General features: G+C 71.8%; 17 protein-coding genes, 1 tRNA gene and 1 pseudogene. 8 read left to right on the top strand and 11 right to left on the bottom strand.

All coding sequences use genetic code 11. The features are described from left to right. Positions 1-161: 161 nt before the first annotated feature. On the top strand, positions 162-782 hold the full coding sequence (locus NLX85_RS09465) for a pyridoxamine 5'-phosphate oxidase family protein (protein ID WP_254333441.1): 621 nt from the start codon (positions 162-164) through the stop codon (positions 780-782). Positions 783-819: 37 nt separating this feature from the next. Here NLX85_RS09465 and NLX85_RS09470 read toward each other — a convergent pair whose 3' ends face one another. Then, positions 820-3015, bottom strand: a complete 2196-nt coding sequence (locus NLX85_RS09470) for an acyltransferase family protein (RefSeq protein ID WP_254333443.1) — start codon at positions 3013-3015, stop codon at positions 820-822. Positions 3016-3253: 238 nt separating this feature from the next. Here NLX85_RS09470 and NLX85_RS09475 point away from each other — a divergent pair, with 238 nt between their 5' ends. Further along, on the top strand, positions 3254-4159 hold the full coding sequence (locus NLX85_RS09475; protein ID WP_254333445.1) for an SAP domain-containing protein: 906 nt from the start codon (positions 3254-3256) through the stop codon (positions 4157-4159). A 67-nt stretch (positions 4160-4226) separates the two neighbouring features. Here NLX85_RS09475 and NLX85_RS09480 read toward each other — a convergent pair whose 3' ends face one another. Together NLX85_RS09480 and NLX85_RS09485 are read right to left on the bottom strand one after the other, a co-directional pair. Beyond that, positions 4227-6878 (bottom strand): S8 family serine peptidase, encoded by a 2652-nt coding sequence (locus NLX85_RS09480; RefSeq protein ID WP_254333447.1) that lies wholly within the window; start codon positions 6876-6878, stop codon positions 4227-4229. Positions 6879-7017: 139 nt separating this feature from the next. Continuing rightward, positions 7018-7983, bottom strand: coding sequence for a helix-turn-helix domain-containing protein (locus tag NLX85_RS09485; RefSeq protein WP_254333454.1), 966 nt, complete (start codon positions 7981-7983; stop codon positions 7018-7020). A 206-nt stretch (positions 7984-8189) separates the two neighbouring features. Here NLX85_RS09485 and NLX85_RS09490 point away from each other — a divergent pair. The 3 genes and pseudogenes from NLX85_RS09490 to NLX85_RS09500 form a co-directional block, all read left to right on the top strand. Further along, a pseudogene (locus tag NLX85_RS09490) lies at positions 8190-8639 on the top strand (SRPBCC family protein); the annotation flags it as partial. A 368-nt stretch (positions 8640-9007) separates the two neighbouring features. Further along, the gene (locus NLX85_RS09495; protein WP_254333456.1) at positions 9008-9595 is read left to right on the top strand and encodes an N-acetyltransferase; all 588 of its coding nucleotides are present in this window, start codon (positions 9008-9010) and stop codon (positions 9593-9595) included. Further along, positions 9595-10284, top strand: coding sequence for an ElyC/SanA/YdcF family protein (locus NLX85_RS09500; protein ID WP_254333458.1), 690 nt, complete (start codon positions 9595-9597; stop codon positions 10282-10284). The genes NLX85_RS09495 and NLX85_RS09500 overlap by 1 nt, the downstream gene beginning before the upstream one ends. A 37-nt stretch (positions 10285-10321) precedes the next feature. Here the strand turns inward: NLX85_RS09500 and NLX85_RS09505 are convergent, their stop codons facing one another. Both NLX85_RS09505 and NLX85_RS09510 read right to left on the bottom strand, forming a co-directional pair. Further along, positions 10322-10876, bottom strand: coding sequence for a GrpB family protein (locus NLX85_RS09505; RefSeq protein ID WP_254333459.1), 555 nt, complete (start codon positions 10874-10876; stop codon positions 10322-10324). A gap of 550 nt (positions 10877-11426) precedes the next feature. Continuing rightward, on the bottom strand, positions 11427-12275 hold the full coding sequence (locus tag NLX85_RS09510; RefSeq protein WP_254333461.1) for a hypothetical protein: 849 nt from the start codon (positions 12273-12275) through the stop codon (positions 11427-11429). 116 nt (positions 12276-12391) lie between these two features. On the opposite strand from NLX85_RS09510, the gene NLX85_RS09515 reads away from it, so the two are divergent. Then, entirely contained in the window at positions 12392-13138 is a 747-nt protein-coding gene (locus tag NLX85_RS09515; RefSeq protein ID WP_254333463.1) for a hypothetical protein, read from the top strand. 104 nt (positions 13139-13242) lie between these two features. On the opposite strand, the gene NLX85_RS09520 is transcribed toward NLX85_RS09515, so the two are convergent. Beyond that, positions 13243-13626 (bottom strand): VOC family protein, encoded by a 384-nt coding sequence (locus tag NLX85_RS09520; protein ID WP_254333465.1) that lies wholly within the window; start codon positions 13624-13626, stop codon positions 13243-13245. A gap of 185 nt (positions 13627-13811) precedes the next feature. On the opposite strand from NLX85_RS09520, the gene NLX85_RS09525 reads away from it, so the two are divergent. Next, on the top strand, positions 13812-14894 hold the full coding sequence (locus NLX85_RS09525; protein WP_254333467.1) for an acyltransferase family protein: 1083 nt from the start codon (positions 13812-13814) through the stop codon (positions 14892-14894). A 90-nt stretch (positions 14895-14984) separates the two neighbouring features. Here the strand turns inward: NLX85_RS09525 and NLX85_RS09530 are convergent. Continuing rightward, positions 14985-15058, bottom strand: a tRNA-Thr gene (locus NLX85_RS09530). Positions 15059-15224: 166 nt separating this feature from the next. Here NLX85_RS09530 and NLX85_RS09535 point away from each other — a divergent pair. After that, positions 15225-16928, top strand: a complete 1704-nt coding sequence (locus tag NLX85_RS09535) for a metallophosphoesterase (protein ID WP_254333735.1) — start codon at positions 15225-15227, stop codon at positions 16926-16928. Between the two features lie 108 nt (positions 16929-17036). Here NLX85_RS09535 and NLX85_RS09540 read toward each other — a convergent pair whose 3' ends face one another. The 4 genes from NLX85_RS09540 to NLX85_RS09555 form a co-directional block, all read right to left on the bottom strand. Next, entirely contained in the window at positions 17037-17873 is an 837-nt protein-coding gene (locus NLX85_RS09540; RefSeq protein ID WP_254333469.1) for a regulatory iron-sulfur-containing complex subunit RicT, read from the bottom strand. 289 nt (positions 17874-18162) lie between these two features. Beyond that, complete coding sequence (locus tag NLX85_RS09545) at positions 18163-18831, bottom strand: hypothetical protein (RefSeq protein ID WP_254333471.1); 669 nt, start codon at positions 18829-18831, stop codon at positions 18163-18165. Then, entirely contained in the window at positions 18831-19136 is a 306-nt protein-coding gene (locus tag NLX85_RS09550; protein ID WP_254333472.1) for a hypothetical protein, read from the bottom strand. Before NLX85_RS09550 ends, NLX85_RS09545 begins: the two co-directional genes overlap by 1 nt. A gap of 1 nt (position 19137) precedes the next feature. Next, positions 19138-19467, bottom strand: coding sequence for a YbaB/EbfC family nucleoid-associated protein (locus NLX85_RS09555; RefSeq protein WP_254333474.1), 330 nt, complete (start codon positions 19465-19467; stop codon positions 19138-19140). Positions 19468-19528: the final 61 nt, after the last annotated feature.

Genomic DNA, 19528 nt, shown 5'->3' on the forward strand with positions numbered 1-19528 from the left:
GCCTCCATCGATCGCGTCCGGGCGCGCTGCGGCTCAGTCCGTACCCGCCGGCTCCGGGGGCAAACCTCGCCGTCGACGCGCTCTCCTAGGCTGACGATGGCGGAAACCGGCCTTCCGTGCGCCGGAATCGCCGTCAAGGTCAACGGACGGGGGAGGAAGACGTGACGACACGGGAGATCACCAGCCCGGAGGAACTGGCCGAGCTGCTGGGCGCGCCGGGGCAGCGGGCGCGGGACAAGGAGCGCACGGTGCTGCACGAGCGGGACCGGGAGTGGCTGGCCGCCTCGCCGTTCTGCCTGGTCGCCACCGCCGGCGCGGACGGCAGCTGCGACGTCTCCCCGAAGGGCGACCCGGCCGGCTTCACCCTGGTGCTGGACGAGACCACCATCGCCATCCCCGAGCGGCCCGGCAACCGGCGGGCCGACGGCTACCGCAACATCCTGGCCAACCCCCATGTCGGGCTGCTCTTCCTGATCCCCGGGCGCACCGACACGCTGCGGATCAACGGCCGGGCCCGGCTGGTGGCCGACGCGCCGTACTTCGCGGACATGGAGGTCAAGGGGCACCGCCCGGTGCTGGCCGTCGAGGTGTCCATCGAGCAGATCTTCTACCACTGCGCGAAGGCGTTCCTCCGCTCCGAGCTGTGGCGTCCGGAGACCTGGCGGCCCGACGTGCTGCCGACCCGCGCCCGGCTGGTGAAGGAGGTCGAGGCGCCGACGGAGAACCTCGCCGACCTGGAACGCCACTACGGCCCGGACTACGCCCGCAAGCTCTACGTCTGAGCCTCCGCCCTCGCCGCCCGGCCGCCGCGGCGGGCGATCAGCTCACCGGGGAGAAGCGCGCCGGCACGCCGACGTCCGACAACGCGCGGGCGAGGTGCGGGGCCGTGGTCCTGGCGTAGGCCGCGCCGATGTGCGAACCCCCGCGGTAGACGAGGACGTTGCCGAACACCACCGGACACCTCTCGGTCGGGCAGATGGCGTCGAACAGGTCGATCATCTTGACCTCGGGCATCCCGACCACCGCCTTCCGCTGCATCTGGAACGCGGGGTCCTCGTCGTGGCGCTCGCGGTCGAAGGCGCAGGCCGACAGGTGGTCCCGGTTCCTGTCGGCGCACTGCACGATCGCCGGGCCGGGATGGGGGTTGTTGGCGAGGACGACGACCTTCGTGCCCACGGAGTCGAGCGCCTTCCAGGAGGACCGCACGCCCGCGACCATCGCGTCGACCGACCACTTGCCCGCGGCGTCGACGGCGCTCCCCGCCGACTGCGAGGTGACGACGTAGTCGGGACGTTCCTCGACCAGCCTGCGCAGCAGCGTCCTGTTCCACTCCATGCAGTCGGTGTAGAGCTTCCGGGATCCGTCGGCCATGAGGACCCGGGCGCCGGTGAACGGGCAGGACGCCTTGACGGTGATCACCAGCTTCCAGTCGTTCTGCGCGGCGAGCACCTGGAACGCCGGCAGCCACTGGTCCATCTTCGAGTCGCCCACCAGGGCCACCGTCGTGGCACCGTCGGGATTGCCGTAGGTGCAGGACAGGACCTCAGCGCCCGCGATCTGCTGGAAGCACCTGTCCCGGTTGGTGTCCGGCACATCCAGGAAGCCCTGGGCGAACCGCAGCGGATCCGGCGAGATGAAGTCGAACCGCTCCGGGACCGGGCCGATCGGGGCGGTGCCGGGCGTGGTCGACAGCAGCGCGGCACCGGGCGCGTACCGGCCCCGGTCGCTCGGCGTCGCGCTGGCCGCCAACGCGGCGGTCAGGACCAGGGCGAGGCCCGCGCAGATCCCGGCCATGGTGAAGTTGCCACCGAGGCTCAACGCGAGACGCGGCGACCTCGAAATCGCCCGCGAGTACCGCAGCGGGTTCTCCACGAGCCGGAAGGTGATCCAGGCAGGGACCAGCGAGGCGAGCACCACCACCAGGCCGCGCTCCACCGAGAGGCCGTCCCAGTACGCGCCGGCAACGACGAGCATCGGCCAGTGCCACAGGTACAGGGAGTACGACAGGTCACCGACCCACCGGAACGGGCGCGTGCCGAGCACCAGGACCGGTCCGCGGGGGCCCGCAGCGGCCCCGGCCGCGATCACCGCGGCGGCGCCGAGGGTGGGCAGCGCGGCAGCGTACCCGGGCCACGCCGTCCCCTTCGTGATCAGCAGCGCCGCCGTCACGATCGCGGCGAGACCGAGCCACCCGAGGACGACGGCCAGCGCCCGGGGCAGGCGCGCGGCGCCGGTCGCGATCAGGGCGGTGCCCGCACCGACCGCGAGCTCCCACATCCGCGTCGTGGACACGAAGAACGCACGCTCCGGCGAGGTGGCCGTCTCGACGATCGACCAGGCGAACGACGGCACCGCCAGGACCGCGAGACCGACCCACAGGACCGGCCGCACACCGGTCCGCCGGAGCCTTTTCGCCGCGAGGATCGCGAGGATGATCAACAGAGGCCAGATCAGGTAGAACTGCTCCTCCACGGCGAGCGACCAGAAGTGCTGGACCGGCGAGGGCGGGGCGTCCGCGGCCAGGTAGTCGACCGCGCGGTCGGCGAAACGCCAGTTCACCACGTAGATCGCCGCGGCGACGATGTCGCTGCCGATCTCCTGCCACTGGCCCCGGGGGACAAGCAGCCGGGCCGCCACGGCGGTGGCCGCCAGCACCACCGTCGCGGCGGGCAGGATCCTCTTGGCCCGCCGCGCGTAGAACCCCACCAGCGAGATGCGGCCGGTGCGGTCGATCTCGCTGACGAGCTGCCCGGTGATGAGGAAACCGGAGATCACGAAGAAGACGTCGACCCCGACGAAGCCACCCGGGAGGAACGGTAGGCCGGCGTGGTACAGCAACACCAGCCCGACGGCCACGGCCCGGAGCCCGGCGACGTCGGCGCGGAACCGGCTCGGTTCCCGGCGCGGCTCGCGTCCGGCGGCCACGCCCGGGAGGGTGTCGGCGCCCGCCGGGGTTGACTGCTTGATCTGGGAACTTCCCGAAGCGGCAACTGTCGTCAACTCCGGGGAATTCATCACGATCCTCGAGCTTGGGGGGATTTCAGCCTCGGGAACAGTAGCGACTGGTCAGGCGGGTGGGCAATCGCGCCAACCCGCGGCCGGAACTGCCCCTGGACAGGCCCCGCGAAGCGGCGGCGGCCGAGCGCCGGACGTTTGGACGGGCGGCTGGGGGTACTGATTCGGGGACGGCCCACCGCCACCACACGACGCTGGAACCCCCCCCTGGAACCGGGTCGAGGAAGGATGATGTGCGATGCCCACGAAGAACGGCTCCGGGCGCGGCAGCGGCTCGACCGCGACCACGAACCCGCCGGGCAACCAGACCCCGAACACCCCCGACATCAACGAGAGCGAGATCGCCCGACTGAAGGTCGACCAGCTCCGCGACCGGCTGCGTCGGCGCGGCGTGACCGGCACCGCCGACATGCGCAAGGATGACCTGGTCAAGGCCCTCGTGAAGGCCATGAAGGATGGCGCCAAGAAGAGCACATCCGCCGGCGCGGGTGGCTCGCCCGGCTCCGGCTCGTCCCGGTCGGGCTCGTCCCGGTCGGGCTCGTCCGCGAAGAAGACCACCTCGTCGTCGGCGAACCCGCCGGGCAACCAGACCCCGAACACGCCGGACGTCAACGAGAGCGAGATCGCCCAGCTCAAGGTCGACGAGCTGCGCGGCCGGCTGCGCGCCCGGGGCGTCGCCGGCACCGCCGACATGCAGAAGGCCGACCTGGTCAAGGCCCTGGTCAAGAGCCTGCGCGACAACTCCGGCGCGTCCTCCTCCCCGGGTGGCGGCGGCGTCCGCAAGGGGCCGCAGACCTCGAAGTCGATCAAGTACGCCCAGGAGGTCACCTCGGTCGACGACGAGCCTGAGCGGCCCGGCCGCAGCCTGGTCACCACCGACCACGAGGTGATCCGGCGCTGGGCCGAAGCCCGCAAGGGCCTACCGACCACCGTGGACGGCACCGAGCACGACGGGCACGCCGGGGTGCTGCGCTTCGACTTCCCCAGCAACGGTCGCGAGCAGCGGCTACGCGAGATCAGCTGGGAGGAGTGGTTCCGCGCCTTCGACGAGCGGCGGCTCAACTTCATCTACCAGGAGGAACGCTCCGACGGGAAGCAGAGCAACTTCTTCCGGCTGGAGAGCCCGGACCGCGAGGACGGCTGATCCCCTGATCGTGCGGAGGCCCGGGTCGCGACATGGCGACCCGGGCCTCCGGTGTGTCAGGGCGTCGTCACTGCGTGACGGCCGCCGTCAGGTGGAAAGGGTTCTCCAGCGTCGGGCTGGTACGGCGTGCCTCGACCACGAACTCCCACACGCCGGGCTTGGGCTTGGCGTAGCTGCGGGTGAACGGGTCGCAGCCGTTGCCGCCCTGGTAGTTGGCGTAGCAGTAGATGGTGCCGGCGCTGGACTTCTCCGCCTCGAGCCCGTCCGGCCCGTACGCCCACCAGCGGGTCTGGCTGCTGTCCGCCAAGCCGGAGAGGTTCACGGTCAGGTCGGTGGCACCGGCCGGGACCGCGACGCTGTAGACGACCGTGTCGTTACGGTCCACCGCGCCCGCCACGGACCAGACGGCGCCGGGGGTCAGCGGAGCGGCGGCCTCGACGGCCAGCATGGCGGACTGCTCGACGGCCTGTGTCGCCGCGTTGTCGATGGTCAGCACGGCGCTGTGAATGCCCTGGTTGCCCGGGGCGGCGGTCACCTTGACCACGGTGGGGACGTTCTTCGCGAGGCTGACCTTGTGGGGCGCGGTGAAGGTGCCGTCGTTGCCCCGCAGGTCGAGGACGTAGTCCAGCGCACCCTCCGCCCCGCCGGCGCGGGTCAGGGTGACGTCGTAGGTGCGGGACTCGCCAACGCCCTGGCCGCCGCTGCCCGGCGCGCAGCTGTTGTACAGGCCGCTCCCGGTGTTCGGGGTGACCAGCTTGGCGGAGAGGCTGGTGCAGACCGGCGCGGAGACGGTGACGTCGTCGGTGCCGGCGACACCCTTGGCCAGGTACTGCCAGGCGTGCACGACGTTGAACTCACCACGGCCCTGGGCGATGGCCGGCTCATCCTTGTTGTAGTCGGCGGTCGAGAAGATGGCCCGGCGCAGCTGCACCGGCGTGGCGCTGACGCCGTCCTGCCGGGCTGCGGAGATCAGCAACGCGGCGGCGCCGGTGGCCTGGGGGGAGGCCATCGAGGTGCCCTGCAGCATCGAGTACCCGGCCGGCAGGGTGTAGCCGGCGTCGGCGACGACGCTGTTGGCGATCCAGCTCGGGGTCGGGGCGATCGCCGCGCCGGGCGCGGTGATGTCCGGCTTGAAGCCGCCGTCCTCACGCGGGCCGCGCGAGGAGAACGGGAAGACCGCCCGCGCCCGGGTCACGAAGGAGCCGTAGTTGGCCCACCAGGTCTGCTTGGAGACCGAGGCGCCCACGCTGACCACGGTGTCGGCGGAGGACGGGTCGCCGACGCTGTTGGTGCCGGCGCCGGAGTTGCCGGCCGAGGAGAAGATCTGCACGCCGGTGGTGGCGATCAGCCGGTCGTAGAGCAGCGCCATGGCGCTCTGCCCGTCGTTGAGGGCAGGGCTAGAGCCGATGGACAGGTTGATGACGTCCACGTGGTGGTTGGTGGCCAGGTCCACCATGCCGTCCGTGAGGGCGGCCGAGGAGCAGCCGCTGTGGGTGCAGGCCCGCATGGAGACCAGCTTGGCGCCGGGCGCCTGGCCGTTCATCTGCCCGCCGAGGATCCCGTTGGCGGCGGTGATGCCCGCGACGTGGGTGCCGTGCGCCTCGTCGAGGGTGTTGATGTTGACGCCGATGAGCGCCGAGCTGAGGCGCCGGGCCTCGACCGTGAAGGGCTGGCGCTCGTTGAGCTCGGTCGCCGGGTTGTCCGTGCCGATGTACCCGATCTGGTGGTCCACCCGGTACGGCCGGTACAGCTCGTCGTCGGTGAAGACGTGGTCCTGGTTGAGGTCGATCCAGACCGCATTGTCGGACTCGCGGTAGGCGACACCCAACGAGCCCGTGAGGGTGGGGTCGACGTAGCCGGCGACCGCGAGGTTCTTGCGGGTCAGGTACATGTCGTCGCTGCCACCCTCGGGCAGCGTCCAGGTGATGTCGTACTTGTCGACCGTCGACCCGGTGACCTTGTTGCCGGCGGTCATCGTCAGCCAGGTGCGGTCGAAGAGGATGTCGATCAGGTTGCGCGGGTCGCTGCCGGCGACCGTGTCCACCAGCTTGCGCTCGCCGGTCGTGGTGGTGGCCAGCGCCGGGTGGGTCGGGTCGACGCCGGTGTCCATGATGCCGATGGTCACGCCGCGGCCGTCGTAGGTCGGGTGCTCGGTCTTGAAGGCCACCGAGCCGGTGTCCCGGGTCGGCATGTACGGGTTGTCGTCCGGCGTGGCCGCGGACGGCGCGGACGGCAGGCTGCCGCCGTCGCCCCCGGCACCGGCGACACCGGCGGCGTCCGCCCTGGTCTCCTCCAGCTTGAGCAGCTCGTCGGCGTCCACCCGGAGCACGTCGTCGAGGGCGACGACCTGGTCCACGGCCGCGAACGGCACGTTCACCTTGAGGTAGCCGATCGCCGGGTCGGTCCGGGTGACCTCGGCGCCGAGCCCGGTGACCTGCCGGGCCGTCTCGTCGGTGCGGCCCGACTTCACCGCGAGCATCAGGGTCACGAAGTCGGGGACCGGCTGGTCAGCGTCGGCCGGGACGCTGCGGGTCCGGGACTGGGCGGCGTACCCGGCGATCAGAGCCCGGTCGTGGCTGCCGAGCTTGTCGGCGACGCCACCCGGCGTGGCCGAAGGGTCGGCGTGGGCGGGAACGGAGGACAGGGACAGTCCGCCCACAACGAGTGTGGTGGCCAGTGCGGCGACGGCGCGGCGGGTGCGTTTGGCAGGGGAAGTCACGCGGCATCCTTCGGAGGCAGGGATGGGTTGACGCGCACACACTGCCACCGGGTGACACCCGGCCATCAGGGCTCTGAGCTGGCACTTCAATGCCATGGCGTAAAACCGTCAGCGGTCCGGCGGTGCCCCCGCCCGTCGGCTAGATCCAGTTACGACGCGCGGCCTGCCAGCCGAGTTGAATCCTGCTCTGCACCCCGGCGACGGTGAGCAGCCGCTGCACCCGGCGCTGGACCGTCCGCATGCTCACCCCCAGCTGCGAGGCGATGGCCTGGTCGGTGTAGCCGGCCAGGAGCAGGGCCAGCAGGCGGCGGTCGTCGGCTACCAGCGGACCGTCGGAGACCTCGGAGAGCGCGGCAGGCACCGGCAACGCCGACTCCCAGATCCGGTCCACGATCCAGGCGAGGCAGTCCACCACCGGACGAGCGCGCAGCACGAAGAGCACGGGCTGCTCGGGAGGTAGATCGGGCGGCACGAGCGCCGCCTGCCGCCGGTCGATGACCATCAACTTGAACGGAACGCTGGCCACCCGCGACTCCTCGCCGAGCGCGGCCCACTCCTCGAGCAACAGCGGGATCTGCAGGCTCTTCGGGTCCAGCAGGTCACGGTCGTACACGACCCGGTAGCGGACGCCGGCCCGCAGCGCCTCCCGCTGGGCGGCGTTCTCGGCGGCCGGCACTGCGACAGCCGGTCGCCGGCTGAGTGAACAGATCTCCCGCGTCGCCTCACGCTGCAGCATGGCGTACCGCTCGGCGATGGGCCGAGCATCCCGGACCACCTCGACCGCCTCGGTGCCGCGCCACGCCTCCCGCGCGAGGAACCGCTCGGTCAGCTCCGCGATGACGGCCTGCGCCTTGCGGAGCTCGTCCATCCGGCGCAACGCCAGGAGCTTGAGGGTGGGGTCGGGCGGCGCGGCCCGGATCGCGCCCGGCTGGTCGGCCGGGATGTCCACCAGCCCCTTGGCCTCCAGACCCGCCAGCGCCCGCCGGATCTCCGGACCGGACAATCCCGTCCGTTCGGACAACTCGTCCACACCGGCCGCCTGCCCGGCGGCGAGCGCCAGGTAGACCTGTTCCTCACCCGGCTCGACGCCGACCGCCTCCAACATCCTGTTCCCCCCGCCCGCCGGCCCCCGACCCACCGCTTGAGCTGCGATTTCGCAGCAGTGTAGACAGCTCCTCGCGAATGCCGGGGCCCCGTCCGCAGGGCGGGACGGGGGCCTCCGCCGCGGGTCGGAACCGGCACTCATCTGATTGAGGGCGGCATCCCGGGGTACGGATTTCAGTACCGACGACTGAACGACAAGGAGTGCCCATGACCACGAAGGTCGAGAAGTCCATCGAAGTCGACGTGCCCGTCAGCACCGCGTACAACCAGTGGACCCAGTTCGAGGAGTTCCCCCGGTTCATGGGTGGCGTGCAGGAGGTCCGCCAGCTCGACGACCGGCGGATGCACTGGGTCGCCGAGATCGCGGGCGTGAAGCGCGAGTGGGACGCCAAGGTCCTGGAGCAGGTGCCGGACCGCAAGGTCGCGTGGGCGGCCACCAGCGGCGCCACCAACGCCGGCGCCGTCTACTTCCAGCCGATCGGCACCGACCGCACCCAGGTCCGGCTCTCCCTCGAGTACGAGCCGGAGGGGCTGGTCGAGAAGGCCGGCGACAAGCTGCACATCGTCGAGAAGCGGGCCGAGGCCGACCTGGAGAAGTTCAAGTCGTACATCGAGGGCCGGGGCGCGGAGACCGGCGCCTGGCGCGGCACCGTCGACGAGGGCCGTACCCTCGGCACGCCCGGTGTGGAGCACGCCGCGTCCTCCCGCGGTGACGACGGCAAGGCCGGCCTCTCGGGCAAGGCGGTCGCGGCCGGCGCGGTCGCCGCGGGCGCTGCCGCGGCCGGAGCCGCCGCGGTGGCCAGGCACCGCTCGGACACCGACGAGGAGCCCACACCGCAGACCGAGACGGAGTACGTGGTGACCGACGTCCCCACGCAGCGGACCGGCGTGTTCCCGCCCGACCCGGCGGACCCGCGCCGCAACGTGTAGGACCTTTCACCTTCCTGCCGGGGCGAGCCCGGTGGGCCGGCCCCCGCGCCGCGCCCGCCGGGCTCGCTTCGTTCCGGCGCGTATCGTTGCCGTCCGTGACCGACCTCGGACGACGCACACCGGAGATCACCGTCGCCGGCCCCGCGGAGCGCGGGCGGGTGGTCGACTCGCTGGTCGCCGCCTTCGCCGCCGACCCCGTCCTGACCCACCTCTTCCCCGACCCGGCCAGCTACCCCCGGCACGCCGCCGCCTTCTTCGGACACCTCTTCGACAAGCGGGTCCACCGGGGAACGATCTGGACGATCGGCCGGGGCGCCTCGGTGGCGATCTGGGAACCACCCGTCCCGCCGGAGCCGGAGCCGGAGCCGGCCGACCCGCTGGCCGCCCAGCTGCCCGCCGACGCGCTGGCCCGGGTCCGCGCCTACGACGCGGCCGTGCACGCCGCGCTGCCGGCCGGGCCGTTCTGGTACCTCGGCGTCCTCGGCACCCACCCCGACAGCGCCGGGCGCCGCTGGGGCCACGCCGTCATGCGGGCCGGACTGACCCGGGCGGCGGCGGACGGGCTGCCGGCGGTGCTGGAGACCAGCAACCCGGCCAACGTCGAGGTCTACCGCCGGGCCGGCTGGCAGGTGGTACGGGAGGTCGCCGAACCCCTGCCGACCTGGATCATGCAGCAGCGCTGATGGGTCCCGCTCGGGTCGTGGGCGAGGAGGATTTCGCCGGGTGCACCACCGGCCAGTTCCTGGAGCTGCTGAAAGCCCTCACGGTGATCCTGACGCTGCCCCAGTCAGCCGCCGACCGCGTCGAGGCACTCGTCGTCGCCACCGGTCAGGGCGAAGAATGGCGCCTGGCCCACGCGATCCGCACCTGGGAGGCGAACCCGAAGCTCCGCCACCTCCTGGTGGCGAACGGGAACCCGGCGGAGAAGACCTACGCGGAGATCACGCTCGACCAGCTGCGGAGCCTCGGCCTCCGTCGTGTCGAGGGGGTGCACGTTCAGGCCGAGCCGGCCCCGAACACCGGCCGGCAGGCCGCCTGGATCGCCGACCAGGTCCGGGCCCGCGGCATCAGGAGCCTCGCGCTCACCGTCTCGCCCTACCACCTGGCCCGCGTCTACCTCACGGTCCTCAAGGCCTTCACCCGGCGTGGCATACGCCTTCCGATCATTCCGCTCCCCGTGGCCGTCTCCCCGGAAACACCCGTCCCGGAGACCGGGGCGACCGCATACGACCTCGTGCCCGGGGAGGCCGGACGCATCCTCGCCTACATCGAGGAAGGGTGGGTCGCCACGGCGGCGGAGCTACAGGAGTACCTACGGTGGCTGTGGAGCCGGCACAGTGCCCTCCTGGTAGGGCCCGACCGCGCCCGGTGACGGCGCCGGCGATGGCCGCTCTGCCGCCCATCGGGCCTCAGCTCTCGGCCGACCGCCAGCCGGACGAGCCGCGCCAGAGCCGGGCTTCGGCCGTCAGTTGCCGCATCGCTTCCTCCTTCGCGGCGCCGTACCGCGCCCGGCTGTCGGGATGCCGTTCGGCCGCATGCCGCTTCGCCGCCTCGTAGCGGCGCGCGGCATCGGCGTCAGCCGCGATGTAGGCGCGGAAGAGCCGGTTCGCCGCCGGCACCGGCGACGTGACGCCGAAGACGTGCAGGTGCTCGGCCCGCTTCCCGGCGGTGTCCTTGACGAAGAACAGGTGCTGGTCGTCGTCGGGGAAGACCAGCGGGCGATGGACGTATCCGAGCTGCTCCAGGGGCCGAAGGTCGGCGAGCACCGCCTCGACCTCGGGCACCACCGCCTGGATGTCGATGATCGGCTTGGCCGCCATTCCGGGAATGCTGGTGGAGCCGATGTGTTCGATGCTCACCGCCGTGGGCAGGGCGCCCACCAGCAGCCGCTGTGCCGCTGTGAACCGCTCCGACCACGTCGGGTCGTGGGCCACCACCTCGACCACGCGCGCAACGTCCTTCACCTCGTCACCGTAGCGGCGGTTCTCGGTGCACCGGTGCCCGCAGCTCCCCTCGTGGCGGCGGCATCGGCGCCCGCGACCGGTCGTGGTTTCCGCTAGCGTCCGGTCTGTGGCAGCCGAAGCAGCAGGAGCATTCCGTCGGACGCCGATCGAACGATCAGATCAACGCGTGGCATGGGAACGGACGGACCAGGCCTTCTTCGCGGCCGGAGCGTGTCACATCCTGGCCTGGGTCTGCCGGGGCTCCTACCCTGATCGCCAGATCCAGATCGCCGGGGTGCGCCCGGCCGGCGAATGGCAGGTCTTCCACGTCTACGCGGTGTGGGACGGCTGGGCGTTCGACCACTCGGGCTGGAATCCCGAGCCGCGACTGCTCGCGGTGAACACCGAGTTCGAAGGCCGCCCGCTGGAGCGCGTCGCGATCACCGACGACCTCGCCACGTTCTGCGCGACGCACCACTCGCGCATGCCCAGCCAGTACTGGCAGGACCCGCTCCCCCGGGCCCGCGACTACGTGAGCCGGCACAGCCCGCCCTGGGCGGTGCATCCGTCGTCAGTTCCAGTTCAAGCTGCCCATCTCCCGCTTGAACTGCTTGAGGCTGATGGTGCCGCCCTCGACAGGCGTCAGCCGGAGGGAATAGGTGACCTCCCCGGCAGCCCACCACAGGGTCCATGAGCCTTCTGCCCCACCGGTGATGACACCCTTGCGTGCGCCGATCGTGAGGGTGCCGACGGTGGCGGGTCGACCCGCTTCGGCGGTGCGACGCGCAGCCGCGAGGAGATGCGAGCCACCGGGGCCGTTGTAGCCCTGAAACCAGCCGTCGTCGGTGGACGCCCACCGCCCGGGGTGCGGGCTCCACCGCTTGTCGCTGCTCAACCCGGGAAGATCGCGCTCGAAGTACGCCGGTGGCGGGAGTGCGGTGGCGGCGTCGCGCAGCACCCGGTCGCCGAGAGGTTCCGGTAGCGACACCACGAGGGGGATGGCTCCGCCGCTCGTGGTGCAGTCGGTCGCACGCCCGGTGCGCGCCTTCACCGCGATCACCACCCGGGTGCCGTCCTGCTCGACCACCGCCGCCTGGGGTTGCACGAGTTCCCCGCACTCGGCGCTCGTCCCGGCGTACACGGTGACGGACGTGCCGTCGCGGGCAACCAGCGCCGAAAGCCAGGCCAGGGTCGAGGGGGCCTCCGCCGGCGTCTCCCGCGCCGACACCTGCCGGGGCGCCACCGGATCGGTTGCGCGTTGCTGCCTGAGGAAGAAGCTGCCGACGAGCGCCAAGCCGATGGCGGCGGCCGCGACCGCGAGGGTGACCCGCCCATGGTGGCGTGGCCGCTCTGCCGGAGGCTGCCCGGTCGGCAGGTCGCCGGCGACCATCAGGTCGGGCAGTCCGTCGTCGGATCTCATCAGCCGCCTTCACCTTCCGCGGGACACGCAGAAGCGGAGCGTACGCGATCATCGGCTGCCCACCGGCCCCGTTCGGGGGGCCGCCCGGTGCCACCGTTGGCTCTATCGTCACGGCCATGATCCGCAAGGTTTCCGCTGCCGTGGTGCGCCGTCGGCAGGCCATCCTGCTGCTCGGCCTGCTGGTGGCGGGCGTGAACGCCGCTGCCGTCGGATTCGCTCCCTCCGTCGGGCAGGTCCTGTTCTCCCCGCTTCTCCTCCTCGCCCTGGCGGTCGTGGTCCTGTCGGTCATCGTCATGGGGATCCGGCCGGCCAGCTTCGTGGTGCTGCCACAAGTGCCGGCCTTCGCCACGCCGGCGCCGGCGTGGAAGGTGTTCTTCGCTCTGGGCTTCCTCGGGCCTGCCTCGGCCAGCGCCGGCACATTGGCGCGCTCGACGAGGACGAACCCCGTGTCGACCCTCGACGTGGTCATGACGATCTCCTGGCTGGCGCTTGTCGCGCTGCTGCTCGTCGAGGCGTGGCGGGGGCACGAGGTGCAGCTACGGCCTCACGGCATAGTGCAGAGCTGGGTGCTCGGCTCGCTGACCGTGCCGTGGGAGGCCCTCCCGGCCGCGCAGGTTCCTGCCGGGGCGTACCGTCCCTCACGGCTCTGGATGACCTTCGCGGAGCCTCAGCTCGTGAAGCGGCGGGGCCTTCCGTGGAGCCGGTACGCGCTGCGCACGGACAGCGTCGACGCCAGGTTCCTCGCCGCCACGATCCGGCACTACGTCGGTCATCCCGAACACCGGGCCGCCATCGGCAGCGCTGGTGAATACCGGCGGCTGCTCGCCCAACTGGCCGACCCGGACGGTGGAAGAGAACACTGACCGGCACGGCCCTGCGCCGCCGCCCCATCGCCGAGCGCGCCGCCAGCTGAGCCGGGTGGTACGCGGCAGCTCCGAATACCGAACCGTGGGCCGCCGCCAGGGCATCAGGCGACGCAGAACTCGTTGCCCTCGGGGTCCTGCATGACGACGTGACCGAGCACGTCGCCGTACCACTCCTCCCGGATCACCGTCGCGCCCGCGGCGACCAACTCGGGCACCCTCTGCCGGATCAGTCGGGCGCGCTCGACCATGTCCCAGGGGCCTGGACCGGCCACCCGGACATCGATATGCATCCGGTTCTTGCTCGACTTGCCCTCGGGCACCTTCAGGAAACCAATGGCGGGGCCCCGGCCGTCCGGGTCGACGATTGACGCGTTATCGGGCTCGTCGAAGCCAGGTTCCGTGACATAGCCGAGGGCCAGCGCCCAGAACGCAGCGATCCGCTGCGGATCGTCGGCGTCGCAGCCCAAGGTCCAGAATGTCGCCATGGCGCCAACATACGGAGCCTGCTACCCCGCTGCCATCGGCAGGTGAATGCTCGCAGGCAGACAAATGTCACCGACTGTAAGCAGGGCGACCGGGGAGCCAGGGCGGGCTGTCGTGCATGCGGCGGGCCAGGTGATCCTGTTCACTCCAGCTAGATCGGGTATCGGCCGACCGGCAGCCTGGCCGGATGACAACCACGGTGATGCCTGAGAGCCCTGGCGTCGCTGTCGCGCCCAGCAGGCGTGACCCGTACATCGACAACGTCAAAGGGCTGTTGATCGTCCTGGTCGTGCTCGGCCACATGGTGGGTCAGACGGTGGGCTCCTCGCCAGGTGGCAGGACGATCTACACGTTCATCTACCTGTGCCACATGCCGGCCTTCGTCATGCTCTCAGGGATGCTCTCGGCAACCGAGCTCACCGGCCGTCGTGCGGCGTCGCTGATCCGGGATCTGCTCGCGCCGTACCTGGTGTTTCAGCTGCTCTACATGGGCTTCTACACGGCGATGGACCAGCCGATGCCCTGGACGGCCAACATGTTGCTGTCCCCGATCTATCACCTGTGGTTCCTGCCCGCGCTGTTCATCTGGCGGATGCTCGCTCCGCTCTTCGCCCAGCTTCGCGGAGCGGTCGTCATCGCCATCGTCGTGTCCCTCTCCGCCGGAACCGCCAGTCTGCTCGGCCACGCCCTGTCCCTGGACCGGGTGGCAGGAATGCTGCCCTTCTTCGTCATCGGCGTCTGGCTCGGTCGCGGCAGGCTCGCGTACCGTCCGTCTCCGCCCGTGCGGCTGACCGCGATCGCCGTCCTCCTCGCTGCCGCGCCGGTCGCCTATCTGGTCGCCTCGCGCCTGTCGGACCTCTGGGTGTACTGGAACCGGACTTACCAGCGGCTCGGGGTGGAGGTGACCGAGGGCGTCCTGATCCGGCTCGGACTGCTGGCCGTCGGGTTGGCGATGACATGGGCGATCATGATGCTCGCTCCCCGTCGACACACGTTCCTCACGGGTTGGGGAGCCAACTCCATGTACCCGTATCTGCTGCACGGGTTCGTCGTCCTGGCCTTCAAGTGGTCATCCCTCGACAAGCAGGTCGACAACATCCCAGCCCTGCTGGCGCTCACCGCCGCGGTCGTCGCGCTGGTCTGGATCACCGCCAGCCGGCCCGTGGTGTGGGCGTTGCGCCCCCTGGTCAGCCCGCCGGTCGGCTGGCTGCTCAGGGACGTCGCCCGAGCGAAGAAAGAGCAGCCCATGGCGGTGACCAGCCAGACCTGAGCCGATGACCTGGACGTTCGAGGGCCGTTCGGCGTGATCGACCTTGGGAAACGGCAGAAGCCCAGGTCGATGACCTGGGCTTCTGTACCGAGCCGCCTGACGGAATCGAACCGTCGACCTACGCATTACGAGTGCGTCGCTCTAGCCGACTGAGCTAAGGCGGCAACGATCGTCAAGTGTACGGCACACCCCGCCGGACGCCGAACGGGATCCCCCTCACCTCCGATCCGGACATCCGGGAGTTTCGGTACGTCCGCGGGAGAGACTTCGCGCTCGGTCAGGACTACCCTGCGGCGGGTGAGCGACGATCACGTACCGCCGCAGCAGCCGATGCCCGAGGCGCACCCCGGCGAGCGCGCCACCCGACGCCCGCGCAGCCTGGACCCGCTGGAGCTGGGTTTCACCCCGCGCAAGCCGGTCCCCTGGCTCGCGCCGCTGCTGCTCATCAGCACCGGCCTGCGGACCCTGCTGGCGATCCTGTTCGGGGCGTACCTGGACAAGCGCGAGTTGCAGAACGCGTTCGGCGACGACACGTTCCGGCAGGTAGGGCCGGACGGCGGCCTCTGGCTGGACTACGTGGCCGACCTGGGTGACGGCTTCGACGCCACGTACTCGGTGGCGTACCTGCTCGCCCAGCCGGAGCTGGAGGTGGACGGGCACCGGCTGCCCCGGGCGCAGACCCTGGTGATGGGGGGCGACCAGGTCTACCCGTCGGCGGCGTACGAGGCGTACGAGGACCGGTGCAAGGGCCCGTACCAGGCGGCGATGCCGGTCGCCCCGCCGCAGCGGCCGACACTCTTCGCGGTGCCGGGCAACCACGACTGGTACGACGGGCTGACCGCGTTCCTGCGGCTGTTCGTCCGGTCCCGGGACCGGCACTTCGCCGGCTGGGGCACCGGCCAGTCCCGCTCGTACTTCGCCGTGGAGCTGCCGGCCGACTGGTGGCTGCTGGGCCTCGACGACCAGTCCGGGTCGTACCTGGACGACCCGCAGCTCACCTACTTCGACGAGGTCGCCCGGAAGCTCACCCCGCGCGCGAAGGTGATCCTGGCGGTGCCGGCACCGACGTGGGTCAAGGCCCACGACCACCCGACGGCCTACGACTCGATCGACTACTTCATCCGTACGATCATCGCGCCCACCGGCGCGCAGGTGCGGCTGCTGGTCTCCGGCGACCTGCACCACTACGCCCGCTACACGGGGCCGGAGCGACAGCTCATCACCTGCGGGGGCGGCGGCGCCTACCTCTACCCCACCCACCAGCTGCCCGAGCGGCTGGAGGTGCCGCCCCGGGACACCCTGGCCCGCCGGTCCAGCCGCACCCGCGAGTACGACCTGGCCGCCCGCTATCCGGACAAGGCCCGCTCCCGGCGGTACGGCTGGGGGATCTTCGCCCGGCTGCCGTTCCGCAACCCCGGCTTCACCACCCTGCTGGGCACCCTGCACACGCTGCTGATGCTGGCCATGGCCGGGGTGGCGGCCAACCACGTGGGCACCACCGAGCAGCGCCTGTTCAGCGTTCCCCTGGTGATCATGCTGGTGGTGACCCTGCTGAGCGCGGCGTTCTTCGCCAAGCCACCCAGCTCCGGCGGGAAGCGGCACGCCCGGCACTGGATCCTCGGCGTGACGCACGGGCTGGCCCACGTCGCGCTGGCCGCCGGGGGCACCTGGCTCTGGCTGCACCTGCCGTTCTACGACTGGCCGTGGCCGCTGCCGGCGGTCGCCGCGGCGGTCCTGTACGGGCCGGCGATCGGGCTGGTGGCCAGCCAGGTGGTGGCCCTCTACCTGCTGGTGGCGGGGTCGTTCGGGGTGAACGTCAACGAGCTCTTCGCGGGCCAGGGCATCGAGGACTCGAAGTCGTTCCTCCGCTTCCGCATCGACCCCGACGGCACCCTGACCATCTACCCGATCGCCGTGGACAAGGTCTCCCACGCCTGGGAACTCAACGAGGACGAGTCCCCGACCTCAAGCTGGCTCCTCCCCAGAACCCCCCTGACCCCCCGCCTGGCCGAACCCCCCATCGTCCTCCGCTGACCCCGAGAGTTGATCAAGAGGTTTGCGTCAGGAAGCACGCGAATCCTGACGCAAACTTCTTGATCAACGGGGCAGGGCGGCAGGGCGCGCGGAAGGGTCGGGACCGCGTCAGGAGTAGTGCTGGTCGTGGGCCTGGCGGGGGGCGCAGACCGAGGCGCGGCTGCAGGAGCAGCGGGAGCCGTCGGCGTCGAGGCGGACCGTGACCGAGTCGCGGGGGACGCTGTGGCCGACGACCTTGCCCTCGCCCTCGGGCGTGGAGACGCGGCTGCCGATCGCCGGGGCGGACTCCTGGAACCGCTGGTAGAGCGGGTGCTCGTACTTCAGGCAGCACATCAGCCGGCCGCACGCGCCGGAGATGCGCAGCGGGTTGAGCGGCAGGTCCTGGTCCTTGGCCATCCGGATGGTCACCGGCTCGAAGTCGGTGAGGAAGGTGGCGCAGCACAGGTCCCGCCCGCAGGAGCCGATCCCGCCCTGCACCCGCGCCGAGTCGCGGGCGGAGAGCTGCCGCAGCTCGACCCGGCAGTGCAGGGTCGCCCCCAGGTCGCGGACGAGGGAGCGGAAGTCGACCCGGTGCGGGGCGGTGAAGTAGACGGTCGTGCGGTCGCTGCCGGTTTCCGGGGTGGCGAAGACGTGGTCGATCGCCACCACCTTCATGGGCAGGCCGTGCTCGCGGATCAGCCGCTTGGCGGCCACCTTGGCGTCGGCCTTGCGGCGGCGCAGCAGTTCGTCGCGGCGCAGGTCCTCGTCGCCGGCGAGGCCGGCGAGCCGGGGGAAGCCGTCGGTGTCCTCGCTGACCCACTGCGCGGCCCAGACGCACTCGGCCACCTCGGGCCCCTCGTCGGTGGGCACCAGCACCTTGTCGCCCACCTGCGGACGCAGCTCACCCGGGTCGAGGTAGTAGAGGCGCCCGTACCGGTTGAAACTGACCGCGCAGAGCATGCCCATGTCCACCACCCTACGACCTCCGCGGGGTTCGGGGACGGCCGCCCGTCGCCGTCCGGTCACCCGGCGCAGTGATCCACGATTGTCGACTCGACCGAACCCACCTCGACCCCTCGTGCCGTTGATCCTCGCCCGGACGGCTGAAACATGAGTCGGTTACGGGACAAGCGGCGACCGACCGCGTTGAGTGAAGGCATACCTGCGGGGGGTGCAGGGGAAGGCCACGGCGTCGCCGCCGGAGCCCGGCCACGGCCGGTTCGGCGTGCGACGCCGTGGACCTGCCGGGGCCCGTTCAGTGTCCGATCCGGGTGGTGCCGCCGTAGCGGGGCGCGGTCGTGGCCCGGTCCCGCCAGGTCGTCTCGGTCAGGCTCGGCGCCCACTGGCGCAACAGCGTCTCCGCGCCGTCGTACGCCACCCCGAGGACGCCCAGCACCCGGGTGGCGATCTCGGCGGCCGCGAGCGCTCCGGCCCGCCCCGCGTCGACGCCCGGGCGGGTCGCGGCGTGGACGGTGACCGCCTCGGCCGAGCGCAGCACCTCAGCGAGCGCCCGGGCCAGCGCGACCCGGCTCCCCTCCACCCAGTCGGCCAGAGCGTCGGCGTAGCCGGCGGTCGACTCCAGCCGCCCGACCAGGCTCTCCGGCCCCTCGTCGAGGTGCCGGAGCAGGGCCGTGCGGGCCTCGTCGTAGGCCGCGGCGGCCGCCCCGGACCAGGCGACCGGGTCGGCGAGCATGGCGCAGGTGTCGTCGTACCCCCGGACGAGCCGGCGCACGGCGTGGCCGGCGCCGGTCAGCGGCGCGGGGTGCAGGTCGAGGAACTCGCGCACGGCCGCGCCGGGGAGCACCTGCATGCGGCGCAGCAGCGGCCAGAGCCGGTGCCCCTCGGGCGCTCCGGCGGCGAGCAGCGCGTCGACCCGGGCGAGCAGGTCGAGACCCGGCTCGGCGAGGCGGTCGAGCGCGTCCATCAGGCCTCCCGGGCCAGCCGCCGCCCGACGGACTCGTCGGTGCCGGAGTAGCGGTCGGCGGCGCTGCGCAGGGCGGCCGCGGCGGCAGCCAGCCGGGTGGCGGCGGCCTGAGCCTCGCGGGCCCGGTCGCCGGTGGCGGCCGTCCACTGCCGGTGCAGGGCCCGGCCGACGTCGCCGGGCCGGCCGGCGGCCTGGGCGCCGAACGCGGGGTGGGGCGGGTCGGTGGCGGTCACCGTGCGGGCCAGCGTGGCGAGGGTCGCGCCGGCCTCGTCGAGGCGGGCGGCCAGCGCGCGCAACGTCTCCATGTCAGGCTCCCGCCAGCGGCCGGTAGGCCGCGAAGGTCTCGTTGTGCAGCTTCTCCCGGGCCCACTGCGCCGCGTCGGCGGCGGCGGTGACCGCGGCCTGCACCGAGCCGGCGACGTCCCGGGGGCTGCGCTGGTGCAGCGGGCCGAGGAACCGCACGTCGGTGATCCGCCCGCTGGCGGTCACCACCACCTCGACGAGGCCGTCCGGCGAGCGGACGGTGACCTCGACCGTCGACACCGCCTGGTCGAACTCGGCCTGGAGGGTCTCGATGCGCCGGTAGCGGCGGACCGCCTCCTCGATCCAGGCCTCGTCGATCTCCCCCCGCGGCATCGGCGGACTCCTCCCGGCTGACCCTCGTCACTGAGCGTGCCGCCATCGTCACCGCGGCCAC

Origin of the sequence: Micromonospora sp. A3M-1-15 (genome assembly GCF_024213425.1) — a bacterium.
GTDB classification, from domain to species: domain Bacteria; phylum Actinomycetota; class Actinomycetes; order Mycobacteriales; family Micromonosporaceae; genus Micromonospora; species Micromonospora chersina.